Raw genomic sequence first — 19,370 nt, 5'->3', positions numbered from 1 at the left:
GTGTGCCGGTCAGGACGGGCGGGTCACTGCCTGTCGCGCTCGGGCCCCGGCGTGGCGCGCCCCGGTGGGCCGGCATCGGGCGTGAGCAGGGCGGCGAGCTGGCGTTTCCAGGTGTGCAGCAGGGCGGTACGGCGGGCCGAGTCGTCGTTGAGCAGGTTGGCCACGCCCAGTCCGCGGAGCAGGTCGAGGGTGGCCTGCACGGCCTCCCGTACGCCGGGGCGGCGCTCGTCCACGCCGAGCAGCGCCACGGTCAGCCGGTGCATCTCCCGGCCGACCCGGGCCTCCAGCGGCACCAGGGCGCGGCGCAGCTCGGCGTCGGTGCGGGCGGCGACCCAGAGCTCCAGCGCGGCGACGAAGAGCGGCCCGGTGAAGGCCACGCCGAGCAGGTCGACCACCCGGTCGAGCCGCTGTGGCCCGGCCGGCAGGGCCTCCGCCTCGGTGCGCAGCTCCGCCGCCCGTCGGTCGGCGAGGTGGGCGACGGCGGCGGTCACCAGGGCCGCCCTGGTCGGGTAGTGGTGCAGCTGCGCGCCGCGGGAGACGCCGGCCCGGGCCGCGACCACTGTGGTGGTGGTGCCGGACCAGCCGTACTCCACCAGGCAGTCGACGGTCGCCTCGAGCAGCCGGGCCCGGGTGGCGCGGCTGCGCTCCTGCTGAGGGACGCGCGTCGATGCGGTGGACACGGGGACAGCGTGCCGCCCCCGAAACAAACAGTCAAGCCTGACTTTTTCTGCTTTCACCGCCCCGCGCGCCCGCCCGGGTCCGCGCCGCCCGCCCAGGGGCCGCCCGCCTGGGTCCGCTCCGGCCTTGCCCGGGTCTGTTTTCGGCCCGCGAGAACGACCTCTTCCCGGTCCTTGTGGTGGTGTTGCGGTCCTTTGGAGCTGATGACGTATTCGACTCAGCGGGCGATCCGTTTACGTCATCAGCTCGAAAGGACCCGCCAGTGAACCGGGCGATGGGACGAGCCCTGACAGCCGCCCGCACCGGCCACCGCGCGGGCCGCACCGGCCGTGCCCAGGCGCACCGGCCGCACCGGCCGCGCCGGCCGCGTGAGCCGCGCAGCATCGCACGGCGGAGTTCTCTGCTCAGGTTCGCCGGGGTCAGCGACCGTCCCTGGGGCCGAACACGGTGAGCGCGTCGGCGTCGCTGTGCCGGGAGCGCAGGTACTCGTCGGCCCACTCGGCGGCTTCGGGGAAACCCGACTCGGCGGCGACCCGGGCGCAGGCGGCATCCACGTCGAACGGGGTGCGGCGCAGTTGCACGCCCGGTCCGAGCAGGGCCCACCAGGCTCCGGCGCCGCCGTACGGCATCCCGATGCTGCCCGGGTTGACCACCAGCCGCCGGTCGGCCAGGCGGGTGAACGGCATGTGGGTGTGCCCGCAGACGATCGTGCCCACCTCGGCCGGCACCCCGGCGAGCACCTCGGCCCAGCGGTCCATCCGGGAGTCCACCAGCACCACCTCCTCGTCGTCGCGGGGCGTGGCGTGGCAGAAGAGCACCGGACCGAGGCCGGCCACCTCCAAGGTCACCGTCAGCGGCAGCGCCGCCAGCCGGGCCGCCTGATCGTCCCGGAGCTGCTGGGCGGCCCAGTTCGAGACCGCGATCGGAGAGCTCCGACCGGCCCGGGCCTCGACCAGCTCCCGGTCGGCGTTGCCGCCCACCCAGCAGGCCCGGTCGCCGAGGTCGGCGAGCAGGTCCAGCACCTCGACCGGCTGCGGTCCGGCCGCGATGTCACCGGTGAGCACGATTAGGTCGGCGGCGGCCACGTCCGGCTCGGCCAGGACGGCCTCCAGCGCGGGCAGCGCCCCGTGGATGTCGGAGAGTACGGCTACGCGTTCGAGCATGCGCTCACCGTGCCGGGCGGCCGTCACGATGTCGAGGAATTCTGCGCCCGGCAGAGAAACCCCGGACACGACGAGGCCAGGGACACCCTGGAGTGTTCCCTGGCCTCGGTCGTCGATCGGGTCAGACCCGCGCGCGGCGGGCCAGACGCTCCGGGTCGAGGATGATGATGCTCTTGCCGTCCAGCCGCAGCCAGCCCCGCGAGGCGAAGTCGGCCAGCGCCTTGTTGACCGTCTCCCGGGAGGCGCCGACGAGCTGGGCGATCTCCTCCTGGGTGAGGTCGTGGGTCACCCGCAGCACGCCGCCGTCGCGGGTGCCGAAGCGGCCGGCCATCTGGAGCAGGTTCTTGGCGACCCGGCCCGGCACGTCGGTGAAGATCAGGTCGGCCAGCGAGTCGTTGGTCCGGCGGAGCCGGCGGGCCAGCACCCGCAGCAGCTGCTCGGCGATCTCGGGCCGGTTGTTCAGCCAGGGCCGCAGCGCCTGCTTGCGCAGCCGCACCAGCCGGGTGTCGGTGACCGCGGTGGCCGTGGCCGTACGCGGACCGGGGTCGAAGAGCGACAGCTCACCGACCATGTCCGACGGGCCCATCACGGCGATCAGGTTCTGCCGGCCGTCGGCCGCCCGACGCCCGACCTTGATCTTGCCTGACAGGAGGATGTAGAGACTGTCGCCGGGCTCGCCCTCGTTGAACACGATCTCGCCCTTGCGGACGTCGATCGTCTCCATCTCCTTGGCGAGCGCCTCGGCAGCCTCCGGGTCGACACCCTGGAAGATCCCGCTGCGGGCCAGTACCTCGTCCATCGCGCACCTCCGGTTGCGCGTCGCCGTCCGTCGGCGGGGTCCGCCGTCCGCTTATCCCTCGCGCGCCGACAAGTCTAGGCGCACGTGAGCACGAATCAGAGGCGCACCCCTGGAATCTTGATCCTTGGACGTAACCTTCCCGCCCTGATCAGGGGCTAGTATCGCGCGGCCGTGTCCGGGTGGTGACCGGGCGTCGCCGTCGATGGCCGTAGGGTGACGGGCGTGCTGAGCGACCCCACCCTGACCAGCCGTCCCGAGGACGGCCGGGACATCCCGCTGCTGGTGTGGCGCGCCGGGGCGCCCCTGCGGGCGGCCAGTTCCGGCCCGCTCGGCGGCGGGATCGGCGTCCGGAACTGGGTGGTGAACGCGACCGTGCCGATGTCGTACCACCGGGACGACCCGGCCGCCCACCTCGCCGCGCTGGCCGGCGGCCTCGGCCTGGCCGGACCCGGGATCGGCCTGCTCACCGGGGTGGACGTCGCCGAGGTGGTGGCCCGGGCCGACACCGGCGTGCGGGCCTGGGCGACGGTCGGGCTGGGCATGCCGGTCTGGGCCGCCGCGCCGGCCCCGGCGGCGCCGGCCCAGCGGGTGGGCACGGTCAACATCGTCGTGTACGTCCCGGCGGCGCTCGGCGACGCCGCGCTGGTCAACGCCGTCGCCACGGCGACCGAGGCGAAGGCCCAGGCGATCTGGGAACTCGGCCTGCCCGCCACCGGTACGCCCACCGACGCGGTCACCGTCCTCTGCCCGGCCGACGGCCCCGCCGAGCCCTACGGCGGCCCCCGGTCCACCTGGGGCGCCCCGCTGGCCCGGGCCGTGCACGCCGCCGTCCGCGACGGCGGGTCGGTGCCCTGCGTGCCCTGGTCCGACCGGCGGGCGGGCTGAACTTTGGTCCGAAAGGCCATCGTCGTGCCGTTACCTACCGGGTAGGGTCGCCAGCGATGTCCGCTCCCGCGCCTGCCAGGGCCCGCCGCCGTGCCGCACTCGCCGTCGGCGCGGTCCTCGCCGTGCTGCTCACCGCCGGCTGTAGCACGTCGGACGACGACGCCACGCCGGTCTGGCAGCGCGGTGGCGGCGGGGGCGCCACCGGTGCGCCGGTCCCGTCCGGCGGCGCCTCGGAGCCGGCCGGCGAGGCCGTCTCGCTCTCGGCGACCGGCGACATCATCATGGGCAACGCCCCCTCCCGGCTCCCCGCCAACGGCGGGCGGGGCTTCTTCGACGAGATCTCCGACGCGCTCGACGCCGACCTGGTGATGGGCAACCTGGAGGAGCCGCTGACCGAGGACACCGGCACCGGCAAGTGCGGGGCCAACTCCACCGCCTGCTTCCAGTTCCGGGCCCCGTCCAGCTACGCCGCCCACCTCAAGGACGCCGGCTTCGAGCTGCTCAACCAGGCCAACAACCACGGCTACGACTACGGCCCGCAGGGGTACGCGAACACCCAGAAGGCGCTGGAGAAGCAGGGCCTCAAGCACACCGGCGCGCCGGACCAGATCACCGTGGTGGAGGTCAAGGGCGTCAAGATCGCGGTGGCCGGCTTCTCGTCGTACCCCTGGTCGAACAGCCTGACCGACATCGACGCGGCGACGGCGGTCATCGAGAAGGCCGCCACGATGGCCGACCTCGTGGTGGTGCAGGTGCACATGGGTGCCGAGGGCGCCGACCGGACCAAGGTCAAGCCGGGCACCGAGCTGTTCTACGGCGAGAACCGGGGCGACCCGGTGAAGTTCTCCCACGCCATGATCGACGCCGGGGCGGACCTGATCGTCGGGCACGGCCCGCACGTGCTGCGCGGCATGGAGTTCTACCAGGGCCGGCTGATCGCCTACAGCCTCGGCAACTTCGCCGGCGGCGGCCGGTCGCTCAACCCGAGCGGGCGGCTCGGCTGGGGCGGGGTGCTCAAGGTGTCGCTCAAGCCGGACGGCAGCTTCGCCGGCGGCTCCTTCACCTCCACCCGAATGAACTCCGTCGGCAAGCCGACCATGGACTCCGCCGACCAGGGCCTCGGGCTGGTCAAGCAGCTCAGCCGGGCCGACTTCCCGCGTACCGGGGCCCGGTTCGACGCCGAGGGCAGGATCAGCGCGCCGCAGGCCGGCTGAGCCGGGCGTGGGCCCGGCGGGTGGTCGTCCCGGCGACGTAGGCTGGCCGGCGTGACCATCAGCTCCACCGAGACGGACCTCGGCCGGACCCGGCGCGCCCGGCGGATCGGCCGGGCGCTGACCGAGGCGCACCCCGACGCGCACTGTGAGCTCGACCACTCCAACGCGTTGGAGCTGGCCGTCGCCACCATCCTCTCCGCGCAGTGCACCGACAAGAAGGTCAACGAGGTCACCCCGAAGCTCTTCGTCCGCTACCCGACGGCGGCGGCCTACGCCGGGGCCGACCGAGCGGAGCTGGAGGAGCTGATCCGGCCGACCGGCTTCTACCGCAACAAGACGGACTCGCTGATCAAGCTGGGCCAGGCCCTGGTCGAGCGGTACGACGGCACGGTCCCCGGCCGGCTGGCCGACCTGGTGACGCTGCCCGGGATCGGCCGCAAGACCGCCAACGTCATCCTCGGCAACGCCTTCGACGTCCCGGGGATCACCGTCGACACCCACTTCCAGCGGCTCGTGCAGCGCTGGAAGCTGACCGCGCAGACCGACCCGGTGAAGATCGAGCACGAGATCGGCGCGCTCTTCCCCAAGCGCGAGTGGACCATGCTCTCGCACCGGATCATCTTCCACGGCCGGCGGGTCTGCCACGCCCGCAAGCCGGCCTGCGGGGCCTGCACGCTGGCGAAGCTCTGCCCGTCGTACGGGACCGGGCCGACCGAGCCGGCCGCCGCCGCGAAGCTGCTCAAGGGCCCCCGGGCCCGGGACCTCGCGGCCGCCGCCGGGGTCGACCCCGAGCTGGTGCCGCGGCAGGCCGTCGCCGCGGAGGTGCCGTGAACCGGCGGCTGGCTGCCCTGCTCGTCCCGGCGGTGCTGGCCGTCGCCGGCTGCACCGCCACCGGTCAGGGCAGCGCCACCACCCCGACCGCCCGGGCCGAACGCCCCTCGCCGTTCGCCGACTGCGCGACGCTGACCCGCCCGCCGGCCACGGCCGGTGCCGCCACCCCGTCAGGTGCCGCCGCGCCGGCCGCCAGCGGAGCCGTCGGGGCGGGCGGTGCCGGGGCGATGCTGCCCGGCCTGATTCTCTCCTGCTTCACCGGCGGCACGCCGGTGGCGCTGCGGGACGTCCGGGGCCCCGCCGTGGTCAACGTCTGGGCCTCCTGGTGCCCGCCCTGCCGCAAGGAGCTGCCCGCCTTCCAGCGGCTCAGCGAGCGTGCGGCCGGCCGGCTCCAGGTGATCGGCGTCAACAGCCGGGACACCCGCAGCGCCGCCCAGTCCATCGGCGAGGACTACGGCATCCGCTTCCCGATGCTGTTCGACCAGGGCGAGGCGCTGCAACGCGAGCTGGGGCGCAACGCCCTTCCGCTGACCCTCCTCGTCGACGCGCAGGGCCGGGTACGCCACACCGACGCCACCGGCGCCCTCGACGACGCCCGGCTCGCCGCGCTGGTCCGGCAGCACCTCGGCGTGGAGGTTGCCGCATGACCCGCCCGCCGGCCTGGATCGACCCGCTGCTCGGCCGGCTCGGCACCGCCCGGGTGGAGGACTTCACCCGGCTCACCACCCCGGAGGAGGGCGGCCGGGAGAGCGCGGTGCTGGTGCTGCTCGGCGAGGAGCCCGGCGTCGGCCCGGACGTGCTGGTGCTCCAGCGGGCCGCGACCCTGCGCAACCACGCCGGCCAGCCGGCCTTCCCCGGCGGCGCGGCCGACCCGGAGGACGCCGACGCCTCCGCGACCGCGCTGCGCGAGGCGAACGAGGAGGTCGGCCTCGACCCGGCCAGCGTGACCGTGCTGGCCGAGCTGCCCAGGCTGTGGATCCCGGTCAGCGACTTCGTGGTGACCCCGGTGCTGGCCTGGTGGCACGCGCCGCACCCGGTGCACCCCCGGGAGCCGGCCGAGGTCGCCCACGTCGCCCGGCTGCCCGTCGCCGAGCTGGTCGACCCGGAGAACCGGATGCGGGTACGCCATCCGAGCGGCTGGATCGGGCCCGCCTTCTCCGTGCGCGGCATGCTGGTCTGGGGCTTCACCGCCGGGGTGCTCGCCACGCTCCTCGAGATGGGGGGCTGGGCGCGTCCCTGGCCGCGCGGCCGGGTGATCGAACTGCCGCCCGTCGGGGCCACCCCGGCGCCCTCCGCCGGCACCGACGAGGTCGACGAGATGGCTGGCCCGCTGACCTGACCGTCACGTTCCGCAAGCGCAACGCCCCGGTCGTGCCCGGTGCCCGTACCCTTGACGCGTGTCCGTCGTGGATCTCGTCCTGCTCCTGCTCATGCTCGTGTTCGCGATCAGCGGATACCGCCAGGGCTTCGCCATCGGGGCGCTCTCGCTCTCCGGCTTCTTCCTGGGCGCGCTCCTCGGCCTCCAGGTCGGCCCGATCTTCGCCCGGCAGTTCGTCGACAGCGGCACCCGGGTACTGATCTCCCTGGTCGCCGTCTTCGGGTTGGCCGTGCTCGGGCAGGCGCTCGCCGGTTGGCTCGGCTCGCACCTGCGCAGGACGATCACCAACGACGTGGCGAAGCGGGCCGACGACATCGGCGGCGCGTTCGTCTCGCTCTTCGCCGTGATGCTGGTGGCCTGGCTGGTCGCCGTCCCGCTGGCCTCCTCCCCGCTGCCCTGGCTGTCCGCCTCGGTCAAGAACAGCGCGCTGCTGACCGTGGTGGACCGGGTGCTGCCCGACCGGGCCCAGGAGCTCTCCACCGCCCTGCGCGACACGGTGGACACCGACGGCTTCCCGGACGTCTTCAACGGCCTGGGCCGCACCCAGGCGCGGCAGGTCTCCCCGCCCGACCCGGCCCTCGCCGGCTCCCAGGTGGTGGCGAACAGCCAGCGGTCGGTGGTCAAGGTGCTGGGTTCCGCGCCGAGCTGCGCGCGCCGCATCGAGGGCTCCGGCTTCGTGTACGCCGACGACCGGGTGATGACCAACGCGCACGTGGTGGCCGGCACCCGCTCCGTCGCCGTGGAACTGCGCGGCGAGCGGTACGACGGCGAGGTGGTCGTCTACGACCCGGACCGCGACCTCGCCGTGCTGCACGTGCCCGGGCTGCCCGGCCCGTCCCTGCGCTTCGCCGCCGGGCAGGCCGGCAGCGGCTCGGACGCGATCGTGCTCGGCTTCCCCCTCGACGGCCCGTACGACGCGCGGCCGGCCCGGGTGCGCGACGTCGACCGGATCACCGGGCCGGACATCTACTCCTCGGGCGACGTGACCCGGGAGATCTACACGATCCGGGCGCTGGTCCGCAGCGGCAACTCCGGCGGCCCGCTGGTCTCCTCCAACGGCCTGGTGCTCGGCGTGATCTTCGCGGCGGCGGCGGACGACCCGAACACCGGTTTCGCGGTCACCGCGGCGGAGGCGCGGTCGGTGGCGTTGGAGGGCGCGGAGCGTACCCGTGGGGTGGGCACGGGCGACTGCACCTGAGCCCCGCCGCGGCGGCCGGGTGACCGCGGCCGGGGTCAGCTCCGGGCGCGGGCGGCGGCCACGTCCCCGCCCGACGGGGTGACCCCGGGCAGCCGCGCCCGGCCCCAGTTCAGCGTCCGGTCCAGCGCCGCCCGGGCCATCACCGCCACGCAGGTGCCGCCGTTGACGAAGGACGCCACCACGTCGCTCGGGTGGTGCATGCCCCGGTACATCCGGGTCAGCGCCACCCCGACCGGCACCAGGACCAGCAGGGCCCACCAGGTGACCTTGGCGGCGGTGCTCCTCGCCCGCAGCGCCAGCAGCAGCGCGATGCCGACGTAGAGCGCCACCGCCGCCGAGGTGTGCCCGGACGGGAAGCTGGAGGTGGGCGGCGAGACGTCCATCTGCTCGACGGCCGGGCGACGCCGGTCGATGGCCATCGTGGTCAGCAGGAAGACCAGCGCCTGGGCGCTGACCGCGGCGCACAGGAACAGCGGCTCCCGCCAGCGGTGCAGCACCAGCCGCAGGACCAGCGCCGCCACCACGGTGACCAGGACGACCACCTGGGTGCTGGCGAGCGTGCTGAACACCAGCGAGACGTCGTTCCAGCCGCCGGTGCGGTCGGCGGCCAGTTCCCGGTTGACCGCGTCCTCCACGGTGAACGGCCAGACCCGGTCCAGCACCCGGGTGACCAGCACCCCGAGCAGGACCATGAAGGCGAGCAGCAGGGCCACCGGCACCAGCACCCGCTTGACGACCTGCACCGCGAAGTCGGACATGGGCCGCCCATTACCCCCGCCGGGCCACAACTACGCGTCGGGCTCGTTCCGGCCGTCGGCCAGCTCCGGTTGCACGCCCTCGGCGGCGGGCCGGGCGGCGGGCCGGCCGGTCCGCTCCCGCCACGTGGTGAACGCGGCGGAGGTCGCCACCACCACCGCCACGCCGAGCAGCCAGCCACCCAGCACGTCGCTGGTCCAGTGCACGCCGAGCGCCACCCGACTCAGCCCGGTCACCCCGGCCACCAGCACCGCCGCCACCCAGAGCGCCACCCGCGCCGGCGTCCGGCCCCGGGCGTACGGCAGGAAGACCAGCAGCAGCACGCCGGCGGCCAGGGTGGCGTTCAGCGTGTGCCCGGACGGGAAGGCGAAGCCGGCCGCCCGGGCCACCGGGTCGAGCAGATCCGGCCGGCTCCGGCCGACCAGCAGTTTCAGCAGCGCGCCGAGCAGCCCGCCGACGGTCATCGTGGTGACCACCCAGAGGGCCAGCCGGCGGGCCCGGCGGGTCCACAGCCAGACCACCAGGGCCAGCGCCGCCACCCGCAGCGGCCCCGGGCCGAAGAGGTTGGTCCACCCGTTCATCGCCCGCACCCAGGCGGGGTGGTCGACGGCGTAGCGGTACAGCGCGTCGGTCACCACCGCGTCCAGGTGGTGCAGCGGCGGCCAGGCGCCCACCACCAGCACGGCCAGCAGCGCGAACGGCACCAGCACCAGGAACGCCGCCGCCGAGGCCAGGGTCAGCCGCAGACCCAGCGAGTGGTCGCGGTCCAGGCGTCGACCCCGCCAGGAGCGGGTCGACGGGCGTACGGAGGTGCGCTGGCCGGAATTGCTCATGGCGTCAGCTCTTACCCAGCGAGGTGGCCGATCAGGCCGGGTCAGCGGCCCCAGAGACGGAACCGGCGGATCATCAGCGCGGTGCCGGTGACCAGGGCGACGAGGATGGCCACGCCGGTCCAGAGCCGGCGCGGCGCGGTGTCGTCCTCCGCGCCGGCCGGCTGGGCGGACCAGCGGGTGTGCTGCCGGGGCGCGGTGAAGCCGAGCGGCTCGGAGCCGGTGCCGCCGGCCTGGGCGTCGTCGGTCGACCCGGGTGCCGGGCCGAAGCCGACCACGCCGGGGGAGGCCTGGTCGTCGAGCGGGTTGCGGTGCACCAGCGGCACGTCCGCGGTCACCGCGGCCACCGGGTCGACCAGGCCGTACCCGAAGCGGTCGTCCCGACCGGTGGGGCCGATGTCCTTCGCGGTGGTCAGCAGCCGGTTGACCACGTCCCCGGCGGACATCTCCGGGAACCGGGCGCGCACCAGCGCGGCGGTCGCCGCCACCAGCGGTGCGGCGAAGCTGGTGCCCTGCACCCCCCAGTAACCGTCCGGTGGACGGGCCCCGACCAGGCGGGTGGCCGGTGCGGTGAGGGTGGTGGCGTGCCCGGTGATCGAGCCGGACCACAGGTTCTCGCTGCTGCCCTCCAGCCCGGCCACGGCGATCACGCCGGGCTCCCGGGCCGGGTACCAGACCTTGGGGCTGGACGAGGTGGCGAGGTTGCCGGTGCAGGCGACCACGACCACGTCCCGGGCGAAGGCGTAGTCGAGCGCGGCAGCCAGCGCCGGGCTGTCGCCGCTGCCACCGAGGGACAGGTTGATCACGCGGGCGCCGTTGTCGACCGCCCAGCGCACCCCCTTGGCGACGATCATCGCGTCGTCGTAGCGGTTCTCGTCGTCGAGCACCCGGACGGGCAGGATGCGGGCACCCGGGGCCAGCCCGGCCACGCCCTTCCGGTCGTCGTTGCGCCCGGCGATCAGGCTGGCCACCGTGGTGCCATGACCCACCGGGTCCGGCTCGTCGGCGCCGGCGGGGGAGACCAGGTCGATGCCGGGCAGCACCTGGCCGGCCAGATCCGGGTGGGCGGCGTCCACACCGGAGTCGATCACCGCGACGGTGACCCCCCGGCCGGTGGAGGCGCTCCACGCGGTGCTGGCCCGCAGTTCATTGAGCTGCCACTGGTCGTCGCGGACCCGGTCGGCCCGGGCCGTGGTCTCCAGCGGGACGAAACCCGGCTCGGCCAGCGGCGTGCCGGCGGCCCGCGCGGCGACGGCGACCGGTCGGGACGGGGCGGCCGACGCCGGTGGTGGCACCGCGCCGACGACCGTCACGGCGGTCGCCGCGACACCGAGCAACGCCCGGCCGGCGAACCGGTTGAGCGCAGTCGGGGAGCCGTGCCGAACCCTGGTCACATCCTCCGCCATTCATCGTCCATGACACGTGCTGCTCGGCAGATTACCGGTTTTCCCCTCCCCGGCGGGGCGTTCCGCCGGACACGCTCACGGTGGGGGCAGATGTGCCAACTGGAGCAGGCGTACGCCCTCACGCCGGGTGACCAGCCGGCCCCGCCCGGGCGGCAGCGGCCCGGGACGGACCTGCCCGACAAGCGGTCCCTCGTCCGGGCTGCCGCTCATCACCAGCCCGGCGGTGGAGAGTTCGCGCAGCCGCTGCACGATCGGCTCGTACTGGGCCCGGGCGGCACCGCCGGAACGGCGGACCAGCACCAGGTGCAGCCCGATGTCGCGGGCCTGCGGCAGGTGCTCCTCCAGGCCGCGCAGCGGGTTCGCCGGGCCGCTGGACACCAGGTCGTAGTCGTCGACCAGCACGAACAGCTCCGGCCCCGACCACCAGGACCGCTCCCGCAGCTGCGCCGGGGTCACGTCCGGCCCGGGCAGCCGGGCCCGCATGTAGCCGGCGACCGACTCGACCAGCTCGGCGGTGTGCGCCGCCGCGCTGCCGTACCCGATCACGTGCGGGTCGTCGATCAGGCTGTACAGGCTGCGCCGGTAGTCGACCAGGATGATCCGGGCCTGCTCCGGGGTGAACCGGTTGATGATCGAGGTGGCCAGTGCGCGCAGGAACGAAGACTTGCCGCACTCCGCGTCGCCGAAGACGACGAAGTGCGGCTCGCTGGCGAAGTCCACCGCCACCGGGCGCAGGTCCGCCTCGGCCACGCCGATCGGGAAGGCCAGCCCGGTGGCGGCGGAGGTGTCGAGGTCGGCGTAGGGGAGCACCGGCGGGAGCAGTCGCACCCGCGGGGCGGGCGGACCGGACCAGGCTCCGGCGACCGCCTTCACCAGGTCGGCCGGCTCGGCCCCGGCCAGCTGGGGCAGCGCGGTGAGGAAGTGCAGGCTCTGCGCGGTGATGCCCCGGCCGGGTGACTTCTCCGGCACGCCCGCCGCGGCGACCCGCTTCACCGCCGAGTCCGCCGGGTCGCCGAGTCGCAGCTCCAGTCGGGAGCCGAACAGGTCCCGGATGGCCGGCCGGAAGTCCATCCAGCGGACCGCACTCGCCACCACGTGCACCCCGTACGACAGGCCGCGGGTGGCCAGGTCGGTGACCAGTGGTTCCAGGTCGTCGTACTCGCCGCGCAGGGTGGCCCAGCCGTCGACCACCAGGAAGACGTCGCCGAACGGGTCGACGGTCGGCTGGCCGGCCCCCGCCAACCCGGACCGGCGTTGCCGCCAGGCCGCCATCGACTCGACGCCCAGCTCGGCGAAGCGGCGCTCCCGCTCGGCGAGCAGGGTGGCGATCTCACCGATGGTCCGGCGCACCACGGTCGGGTCGGACCGCCCCGCCACCTGACCGACGTGCGGCAGGTCGCGCAGCGCGGCGAGCCCGCCACCGCCGAAGTCCAGGCAGTAGACCTGGGCCTCGGCCGGCGTGTGGGTGAGCGCCAGCGCGCAGACCAGCGTACGGAGCAGGTGCGACTTGCCGCTCTGCGGCCCGCCGACCACCGCCACGTGCCCGGCCGCGCCGTCCAGCGCCAGCCAGAGCAGGTCGCGGCGCTGCTCGAAGGGCTTGTCCACCACGGCCACCGGCACCTGGAGCGCGCCGTGCAGCTCCGGGTTGGCCACGGTGAGGCCGCGCTGCGGGTCGATGGCGGCCGGCCCGAGCAGCTCGTCCAGGGTGGGCGCGGTGTCGAGCGGGGGCAGCCAGACCGGGTGCGCCGGCGGGCCCTGCCCGGCGAGCCGGCCGACCAGCACGTCGAGCAGTTTCTCCGTCTCCTCCTCGACGGCGGGCAGCGCCGGGGTGGCCGGCTCCGACACCGGCACCAGGTGGGTGGAGAAGGTGAGCAGCCGGGTGCTGCCGCCCGCGCCGCCGGCCGCCGCGCCGCGCCGGCGGACCGGCCCGGAGACGTACGCGGCCTTGAACCGGACCAGCGGGTCGGTGCCGGCGCGCAGGTAGCCGTGCCCGGGCGAGCGGGGCAGCTCGTGCGCGTCCGGCACCCCGAGCACCGTCCGGGACTCCAGCGCCGAGAAGGTGCGCAACCCGATCCGGTACGACAGGTGGGTGTCGAGCCCCCGCAGCCGCCCCTCCTCCAGTCGCTGGCTGGCCAGCAGCAGGTGCACCCCGAGCGACCGGCCCAGCCGTCCGATCTGGACGAACAGGTCGATGAAGTCCGGCTTGGCGGAGAGCAGCTCGGAGAACTCGTCGCAGATCAGCAGCAGCGAGGGCAGCGGGGCCAGCGGAGTGCCGGCGGCCCGGGCCCGCTCGTAGTCGCGCAGGCTGGCGAAGTTGCCGGCCCGGCGCAGCAGCTCCTGGCGGCGCATCAGCTCGCCGTTGATGGCGTCCACCATCCGGTCCACCAGCGGCAGCGCGTCGGCCAGGTTGGTGATCACGGCGGCGGTGTGCGGCAGCCGGTCGAAGGAGGCGAAGGTGGCGCCGCCCTTGAAGTCGACCAGCACGAAGTTGAGCTGTTCCGAGCTGTGCGTGGCGGCCAGGCCGAGCACCAGGGTGCGCAGCAGCTCCGACTTGCCGGAGCCGGTCGCGCCGATCAGCAGGCCGTGCGGACCCATGCCGTCCTGCGCCGACTCCTTCAGGTCCAGCTCGATCGCGCCGCCGTCGGCACCGACCCCGATCGGCACCCGCAGCCGGTCCCGCCCCGACCGGGGCGCCCAGCCCTGCTCGGCGGTGAAGCCCTCCGGGTCGCCGATGCCGAGAAGCTCGGGCAGGCCCAGCTCGGCCCCGGGCGTGGTCTCGCCCCCGCGTACGGTGGTGGCCAGCCGCAGCGGCGCGAGCCGGCGGGCCACCGCCTCGGCGTCGGCGACCTCCAGCCGGTCGGCGGTGCCCACCTCGGCGTGCCCCTCGGCCGACCGGGAGTGCAGCCGGTCGCCGCGCAGCTCGAGCAGGAGGGCGAAGCGGTCGAGCAGCCGTGGCGGCGGGGTGTCCAGGTCGATGACGGTGACCGCGTCGATGCCGCCGTCCCCGGCCAGCTCGGTCGCCCCGGTCAGGTCGCCGCCGTCGAGCAGGACCACCACGTGCGGCCCGTCGGTGGCCGGGCCGGCCGGGCTGAACCGGGACCGGCTGGCCAGCACCTCGTCGAGCAGCCGTTCGAGTTCGGCGGCGGAGCTGCTGACCAGCCGGACCGGACCGAGGGCGTCGGTGCGGCCGGGGTGGTGGGCGTGCGGCAGCCACTTGACCCACTCCCAGAGCGCCCGCCGCTCCGGCCCGGCGCAGACCGCGATGAGCAGTTCGTCCGGGGCGTGGAAGACGGCGAGCTGGGTGAGCATGGCCCGGGCCAGCGCCTGCGCCCCGGGCGAGCCGGTGCCGCCACGCGCGTCCCCGGCCTCGCCGCGGACGAAGACCCGGGCGAAGCTGCGCATCGACAGCGCCACCGGCAGGTCCGGCACCACCGAGTACGCGTCGAGGAAGCGCCGCAGCGCCCCCGCGGTCATCGGTTCCAGCTCCTCCAGCGGCCGCGTGACCGGGGGGATCAGGGGCGTCGCCAGGGTCTGCGGGCCGACGGCCACCCGGACCACGGCGAAGTCCGGGTCACCCGGCCGGCGCTCCCAGACGCGGTGGCTGTCGACGGTCGACCAGAGCCGGCCCGGATCCGGGTGCCGGTAGAAGAGCCCGGCCCGCTGCTGGCCGGCCGTCTGCCGGACCCGGCGGCGCAGCGCGGCCAGGTGCCGCAGGTACTCGCGGCGGGCGGCCATCATCTCCGACTTCTTCGGGGTGCCGGCGGCGCTGCCCCAGGAGGTCACCAGCATCGCCACCGAGGAGAGCCCGAACATGCCGCCCACCACGTACGAGTAGGCGCCGCCGCCGCGGCCGAACATCATCGCCATCGCCACCGTGCCGCCCAGCATGGGCAGCACCATCAGCGCCTGCTGCCAGCGGCCGCCGGTCACCGCGGGGATCTCCGGCGGCGCCTCGACGGGCAGCTCACCGACCGGTATCTCCGGCGCCGGACGGCGCGGCGGTCGTTTGATGACGACAGTGGACACTGACCCTCCAAGGTGGCGCTCGGTAACCCGAGCCTGGCTCATGGTAGGTAAAGTCCTGTCGTCCGTCAGCCACCGCTCCCGCTCGATATGGAGATCAGTCGATGACTACCGGGCTGGCAAGGGTCACCATCAGCGCCCCGCAACGACGCGTCGACGTGGCCCTGCCGGAGCAGGTGCCCCTCGCCGAACTGCTGCCCGAGGTGCTGCGGCACGCCGGCGAGGGGCTGGCCGACGACGGCGAGCGGCACGGCGGCTGGGTGCTGCGCCGCACCGACGGGGCGGTGCTGGCGACCGCGCAGGCGCTGCTCCCGCAGGGGGTGCGCGACGGCGAGGTGCTGCACCTCGTGCCGGCCCACGCCGAGTGGCCCGAGCTGGAGTACGACGACGTGGTGGAGGCGATCGCCGACGGCGCCCGCCGGCGCGGCAGTGCCTGGTCCCCGGCCGCCACCCGGGCCGCCGCGCTCGCCGGTGCCGCCGTGCCGCTGGCCGTCGGACTGGTCGCCGTCCTGGCCGGCGGGCCGCAGCACCGGGCCGGCTGGCCGCTGGCGGTCACCGTCGCGCTGCTGCTCGCGCTCGCCGGCACGGTCGCCTCCCGCGCCTACGGGGACGGCCCGACCGGCGCCACCCTCGGTGGGTACGCGCTGCCGTACGCCGCGGCGGCCGGCGCCCTCGCGGTCAGCTCCGGCGACCCGGTCGGTGAGTTCCGGCCGCTGCCCTGGCTGGGCGCCCCCGAGCTGCTGGCCGGCGCGGTGGCGCTGCTGCTGGTGTCGGTGCTCGGCCTGCTCGGCACCGCCACCCGGCTGCGGGTCTTCGTGGCCGGCGCGACCCTCGGCGCGGTCGGCGCGGCGGCCGCCCTCGGCGGGCTGCTGCTCGGGCCGGCGGAGACCGCGGCGGTGCTGCTCTGCGTGCTGGTCTTCGCCCTCGGCGGGCTGCCGCTGCTGGCGATCCGGCTGGGCAAGCTGCCGCTGCCGCCGATCACCCTGCCCACCGGCCCGACCGGCGGCCCGGACGGCGTGCGGGACCTGCCCGACCGGGCGCGGGTGCACGCGGCGGTGGCCCGGACCGAGGAGATGCTGACCGGGATGCTGATCGGGCACGGCGCGCTGGCGCTCGCCGCGGCGCTGGTGCTCGGCGTGACCGGTGGGCTGGCCGGGCGGCTGCTGGTGGCCGTCGTCTCGGCGGTGCTGCTGCTGCGGTCCCGGCTCTTCGTGGCGGTCCGCCACCGGGTGCCGCCCGTGCTGGCGGGGCTGGCCGGGTTCGCGGTGCTCGGCGTGGTGCTGGCCGCCGGAGCCGGCGATGCGGGGGTGCTGGCGCTGACCGTGGGCGGGCTGCTGGTGGCGCTCACCGCCGTGGCGGCCGGCACCACGTACGCCCGGCGGCCGGTGTCGCCGTACGTCGGTCGGGTGGCCGACCTGACCGACACCGCGCTGGTGGTCTCCGTGGTACCGGTGGCCTGCGCGGTGCTGGGCCTCTACGACGCCGCGCGCGGCCTGCTCGGTTAGGGCTCTGACACCGGCCCTGAGCGGACGACGAAGGGCCCGGGGTGAACCCGGGCCCAACGTGGCGGTGCTGGTCAGTGCGCGGTGTCGCCGCGCTCCTCCGCGTCCTTGGCCCGCTGGTACGACGCGTGGATCTCGGCCTCGGCCTCGACCCGGCCCACCCAGGTGGCGCCCTCGACCGACTTGCCCGGCTCCAGGTCCTTGTAGACCTCGAAGAAGTGCTGGATCTCCAGCCGGTCGAACTCGCCCAGGTGGTGGATGTCGCGCAGGTGCTCCTGGCGCGGGTCCTCGTAGGGCACGCAGAGGACCTTGTCGTCGCCGCCCTTCTCGTCCGTCATCCGGAACATGCCGATGGTGCGGCAGCGGATCAGGCAGCCCGGGAAGGTCGGCTCGGGGACGAGCACCAGCGCGTCCAGCGGGTCGCCGTCCTCGCCGAGGGTGCCCTCGATGAAGCCGTAGTCGGCCGGGTACTGGGTCGACGTGAAGAGGGTGCGGTCCAGCCGGATCCGGCCGGTCACGTGGTCCACCTCGTACTTGTTTCGGTGACCCTTCGGGATCTCAACCGTGACGTCGAAATCCATCTCCCACGCTCCCTTGTCTGCCCACGCTGGCTGAACGGAACCACAGACGCCCCCGGTACGGGTGATTGGCCACCCACCGGCTCCGGACGCCGCATAGTCTTCGGACCGAAGTAGTGTCACCCAGGCTGGTTCCGGAGGCGGGAGGAGGGGGTCGTGGGGAGGGAAGATTCACACTACCGCCCGGAGGGGGTTGACGGGCGCGGGTCCGGTGGATCCGCGAGCGGGCGCATGCCGGTGCCCGGTGTGCACCCGTCCGACCGTTCTGCACCGCCCGGGCCCGGCGCCGGGCAGCCGCCGTCGGGGCCGGTTCCGCCGGCCTGGCCGGGCGATTCCCGCAACACCGGCCGGTTCCCCGAGGTGAACCCGCCCGGCCGTCCCGCCGCCGGCTCCGCCCGCGTGCCGTCCGGGCCGCCGCCGGCCGCCGGGTCGGCCCGGGTCCCGCCGCCGACCTGGGACGCCCCGGCCACCGGGCCCGGCCAGGTGCACCGCGCCGGCCAGGGCCACGTCTACGGCGCCGCGCCGGTCTCGCCCCCGTCGGGTCCGGTCTCCCCGGCCGCCGGCTCCGTGCCCGTCTCCCCGCCGCCGGCGGGCGCCGGGCCGCTGGCTCCGCCGCCCCCCGCGCCGCGCCGGCGTCGCCGGCTGCTGCCGGTGGCGGCGCTCGCCACGGTGCTGCTGCTCGCGCTGGCCGGGGTCGCCGTGGTGCTCCGCCCCGGGCCGGTCGCCGGGTGGCTGGGCGACGACGCCGCCGGACCGGCCGCCGCCGCTCAGGCGCCGGAGCCGGACCCGTCGCCGGTGCTCGCCGGCCCGGACGCCAACGCCCCGCTGCCCACCGCCGCCGGGGTACGCGCCGCCGTGGAGCCGCTGCTCGGGGCCGCCGCCCTGGGCAGCCGGGTGAACATCTCGGTGGCCGACCTGACCACCGGGCAGTCCATCTACGCCCGGGGCGGCGACGACGGCACGGTGCCCGCCTCGGTGACCAAGCTGGCGACCGGTGTGACCGTGCTGGAGGCCCGGGGCCCCGGGTACCGCATCCCCACCCGGGCGGTGGCCGGGGCGAACCCGGGCGAGGTGGTGCTCGTCGGTGGCGGCGACCCGACCCTCGCCGTGGACGGCAAGGGCTTCTACCCCGGTGCGGCCCGCCTCGACACGCTGGCCAAGCAGGTGAAGCAGGCGCTCGGCGGCACCGCTCCCACCAAGGTCGTCGTCGACTCCTCGCTCTTCCCCGGCCCGGTGCACGGCCCCGGCTGGGACGACGACATCCCGACCGGCGGCTACGGCGCGTCGATCACCGCGCTGATGACCGACGGCGCGCGCAGCGACCCCGAGGCGGCCCGGAAGACCTTCGACGACACCCACGGCGCGGCCGAGCGGGCCCCGGAGCCCGACCTGACCGCCGGCCGCTCCTTCGCCCGGCTCCTCGGCCTCGGCGGGGACGCCCAGGTCACCCGGGGCACCGCCCCACCGGCCGGGGGCGGGGCCGCGGCCAGCGGCGCCCCGGCGCCCGGCACCGAACTGGGCAAGGTCGAGTCGCTGCCGATGATCCGCCTGGTCGACATCATGATCAGCGACAGCGACAACGTGATCGCCGAGGCGCTGGCCCGGCAGGTGGCGCTGGCCCGCAACCAGCCGGCGAGCTTCGTCGGCGGGGCGGCGGCGATGGACGAGGTCATCGGCGAGCTGGGCCTGCCGGCCGGCGAGATCAGCCTCTCCGACGGCAGCGGGCTGTCCCGGAACAACCGGATCAGCCCGTCCCTGCTCACCGACCTGATCGCGCTCGCCGGCAAGGGCGACCACCCGGAACTGGGCGCCATCTTCGGCGGCCTGCCGGTCGGCGGGTGGTCCGGCACCCTGGGTGACCGTTACCGGGTCGACGCGACCGAAGCCGGTGCCGGGGTGGTCCGGGCCAAGACCGGCACGCTGACCGGGGTGCACGCCATCGCCGGACTGGTCACCACGGCCGAGGGGCGGCTGCTCACCTTCGCGGTCCTCACTGACCGGGCCCCGGCCGGCGACTCGGACGTCAGCCGTCAGGCCCTCGACCGGATCGCCGGTGCCCTGGCCGGCTGCGGCTGCCGCTGACCCGGACCGCCGGAGCCCCTGCTCGCACGCCGGGCCGGGGTGTTCCG

General features: G+C 75.3%; 16 protein-coding genes. 8 read left to right on the top strand and 8 right to left on the bottom strand.

Annotated features, from left to right (window positions below; genetic code table 11):
* Window positions 1–23: 23 nt before the first annotated feature.
* The 3 genes from ACTMS9_RS20880 to ACTMS9_RS20870 all read right to left on the bottom strand — a co-directional run bounded on the left by ACTMS9_RS20880 (window position 24) and on the right by ACTMS9_RS20870 (window position 2,640).
* Complete coding sequence (locus ACTMS9_RS20880; RefSeq protein ID WP_441141957.1) at window positions 24–680, bottom strand: TetR/AcrR family transcriptional regulator; 657 nt, start codon at window positions 678–680, stop codon at window positions 24–26.
* A 417-nt stretch (window positions 681–1,097) separates the two neighbouring features.
* A complete protein-coding gene (locus tag ACTMS9_RS20875; RefSeq protein WP_441165736.1) occupies window positions 1,098–1,841 on the bottom strand; it encodes a metallophosphoesterase family protein in 744 nt (247 codons plus the stop codon).
* A 121-nt stretch (window positions 1,842–1,962) separates the two neighbouring features.
* Window positions 1,963–2,640, bottom strand: coding sequence for a Crp/Fnr family transcriptional regulator (locus tag ACTMS9_RS20870; protein ID WP_067306583.1), 678 nt, complete (start codon window positions 2,638–2,640; stop codon window positions 1,963–1,965).
* Between the two features lie 222 nt (window positions 2,641–2,862).
* Between ACTMS9_RS20870 and ACTMS9_RS20865 the strand changes: the two genes are divergently transcribed.
* Genes ACTMS9_RS20865 through ACTMS9_RS20840 form a run of 6 tightly spaced genes read left to right on the top strand, consistent with a single transcriptional unit; the run spans window position 2,863 to window position 8,146 of the window.
* Complete coding sequence (locus ACTMS9_RS20865) at window positions 2,863–3,525, top strand: adenosylcobinamide amidohydrolase (RefSeq protein WP_441165735.1); 663 nt, start codon at window positions 2,863–2,865, stop codon at window positions 3,523–3,525.
* Window positions 3,526–3,581: 56 nt separating this feature from the next.
* Window positions 3,582–4,739, top strand: a complete 1,158-nt coding sequence (locus tag ACTMS9_RS20860) for a CapA family protein (RefSeq protein ID WP_441141960.1) — start codon at window positions 3,582–3,584, stop codon at window positions 4,737–4,739.
* Between the two features lie 51 nt (window positions 4,740–4,790).
* A complete protein-coding gene (gene nth / locus ACTMS9_RS20855) occupies window positions 4,791–5,570 on the top strand; it encodes an endonuclease III (RefSeq protein WP_441165734.1) in 780 nt (259 codons plus the stop codon).
* On the top strand, window positions 5,567–6,217 hold the full coding sequence (locus tag ACTMS9_RS20850) for a TlpA family protein disulfide reductase (protein ID WP_441165733.1): 651 nt from the start codon (window positions 5,567–5,569) through the stop codon (window positions 6,215–6,217). The genes nth and ACTMS9_RS20850 overlap by 4 nt, the downstream gene beginning before the upstream one ends.
* Window positions 6,214–6,909, top strand: coding sequence for an NUDIX hydrolase (locus ACTMS9_RS20845; RefSeq protein WP_441141963.1), 696 nt, complete (start codon window positions 6,214–6,216; stop codon window positions 6,907–6,909). The genes ACTMS9_RS20850 and ACTMS9_RS20845 overlap by 4 nt, the downstream gene beginning before the upstream one ends.
* 58 nt (window positions 6,910–6,967) lie before the next feature.
* Window positions 6,968–8,146, top strand: coding sequence for a MarP family serine protease (locus ACTMS9_RS20840; protein ID WP_441141964.1), 1,179 nt, complete (start codon window positions 6,968–6,970; stop codon window positions 8,144–8,146).
* A gap of 35 nt (window positions 8,147–8,181) precedes the next feature.
* Here the strand turns inward: ACTMS9_RS20840 and ACTMS9_RS20835 are convergent, their stop codons facing one another.
* The 4 genes from ACTMS9_RS20835 to eccCa form a co-directional block, all read right to left on the bottom strand.
* Window positions 8,182–8,904 (bottom strand): phosphatase PAP2 family protein, encoded by a 723-nt coding sequence (locus ACTMS9_RS20835; RefSeq protein WP_441141965.1) that lies wholly within the window; start codon window positions 8,902–8,904, stop codon window positions 8,182–8,184.
* A 30-nt stretch (window positions 8,905–8,934) separates the two neighbouring features.
* Window positions 8,935–9,735 (bottom strand): phosphatase PAP2 family protein, encoded by an 801-nt coding sequence (locus ACTMS9_RS20830; protein WP_441141966.1) that lies wholly within the window; start codon window positions 9,733–9,735, stop codon window positions 8,935–8,937.
* A 41-nt stretch (window positions 9,736–9,776) separates the two neighbouring features.
* Complete coding sequence (gene mycP / locus ACTMS9_RS20825) at window positions 9,777–11,138, bottom strand: type VII secretion-associated serine protease mycosin (RefSeq protein ID WP_441165732.1); 1,362 nt, start codon at window positions 11,136–11,138, stop codon at window positions 9,777–9,779.
* Between the two features lie 75 nt (window positions 11,139–11,213).
* Complete coding sequence (gene eccCa / locus ACTMS9_RS20820; protein WP_441165731.1) at window positions 11,214–15,164, bottom strand: type VII secretion protein EccCa; 3,951 nt, start codon at window positions 15,162–15,164, stop codon at window positions 11,214–11,216.
* Between the two features lie 101 nt (window positions 15,165–15,265).
* On the opposite strand from eccCa, the gene eccD reads away from it, so the two are divergent.
* The gene (eccD, locus tag ACTMS9_RS20815) at window positions 15,266–16,666 is read left to right on the top strand and encodes a type VII secretion integral membrane protein EccD (RefSeq protein ID WP_441141969.1); all 1,401 of its coding nucleotides are present in this window, start codon (window positions 15,266–15,268) and stop codon (window positions 16,664–16,666) included.
* Window positions 16,667–16,737: 71 nt separating this feature from the next.
* Here eccD and ACTMS9_RS20810 read toward each other — a convergent pair whose 3' ends face one another.
* Window positions 16,738–17,244, bottom strand: a complete 507-nt coding sequence (locus ACTMS9_RS20810; protein WP_280837316.1) for an inorganic diphosphatase — start codon at window positions 17,242–17,244, stop codon at window positions 16,738–16,740.
* A gap of 228 nt (window positions 17,245–17,472) precedes the next feature.
* On the opposite strand from ACTMS9_RS20810, the gene dacB reads away from it, so the two are divergent.
* Window positions 17,473–19,323, top strand: coding sequence for a D-alanyl-D-alanine carboxypeptidase/D-alanyl-D-alanine endopeptidase (dacB, locus tag ACTMS9_RS20805; protein WP_441141970.1), 1,851 nt, complete (start codon window positions 17,473–17,475; stop codon window positions 19,321–19,323).
* Window positions 19,324–19,370: the final 47 nt, after the last annotated feature.

The sequence above is a fragment of the Micromonospora sp. L31 genome (assembly GCF_052068075.1).
Classification (GTDB): Bacteria; Actinomycetota; Actinomycetes; order Mycobacteriales; family Micromonosporaceae; genus Micromonospora; species Micromonospora purpureochromogenes.
The sequence above is the reverse complement of the archived record's forward strand: the minus strand, read 5'-3'. Positions and strand labels throughout refer to the sequence as shown.

Excerpts from the sequence above, each read along its gene's own strand:
- mycP (WP_441165732.1), bottom strand. The coding sequence starts at position 11,138 with ATGGCGGAGGATGTGACCAGGGTTCGGCACGGCTCCCCGACTGCGCTC.
- ACTMS9_RS20810 (WP_280837316.1), bottom strand. The coding sequence starts at position 17,244 with ATGGATTTCGACGTCACGGTTGAGATCCCGAAGGGTCACCGAAACAAG.
- eccD (WP_441141969.1), top strand. The coding sequence starts at position 15,266 with ATGACTACCGGGCTGGCAAGGGTCACCATCAGCGCCCCGCAACGACGC.
- dacB (WP_441141970.1), top strand. The coding sequence starts at position 17,473 with ATGCCGGTGCCCGGTGTGCACCCGTCCGACCGTTCTGCACCGCCCGGG.
- ACTMS9_RS20835 (WP_441141965.1), bottom strand. The coding sequence starts at position 8,904 with ATGTCCGACTTCGCGGTGCAGGTCGTCAAGCGGGTGCTGGTGCCGGTG.
- ACTMS9_RS20860 (WP_441141960.1), top strand. The coding sequence starts at position 3,582 with ATGTCCGCTCCCGCGCCTGCCAGGGCCCGCCGCCGTGCCGCACTCGCC.
- ACTMS9_RS20870 (WP_067306583.1), bottom strand. The coding sequence starts at position 2,640 with ATGGACGAGGTACTGGCCCGCAGCGGGATCTTCCAGGGTGTCGACCCG.
- ACTMS9_RS20875 (WP_441165736.1), bottom strand. The coding sequence starts at position 1,841 with ATGCTCGAACGCGTAGCCGTACTCTCCGACATCCACGGGGCGCTGCCC.
- ACTMS9_RS20845 (WP_441141963.1), top strand. The coding sequence starts at position 6,214 with ATGACCCGCCCGCCGGCCTGGATCGACCCGCTGCTCGGCCGGCTCGGC.
- ACTMS9_RS20830 (WP_441141966.1), bottom strand. The coding sequence starts at position 9,735 with ATGAGCAATTCCGGCCAGCGCACCTCCGTACGCCCGTCGACCCGCTCC.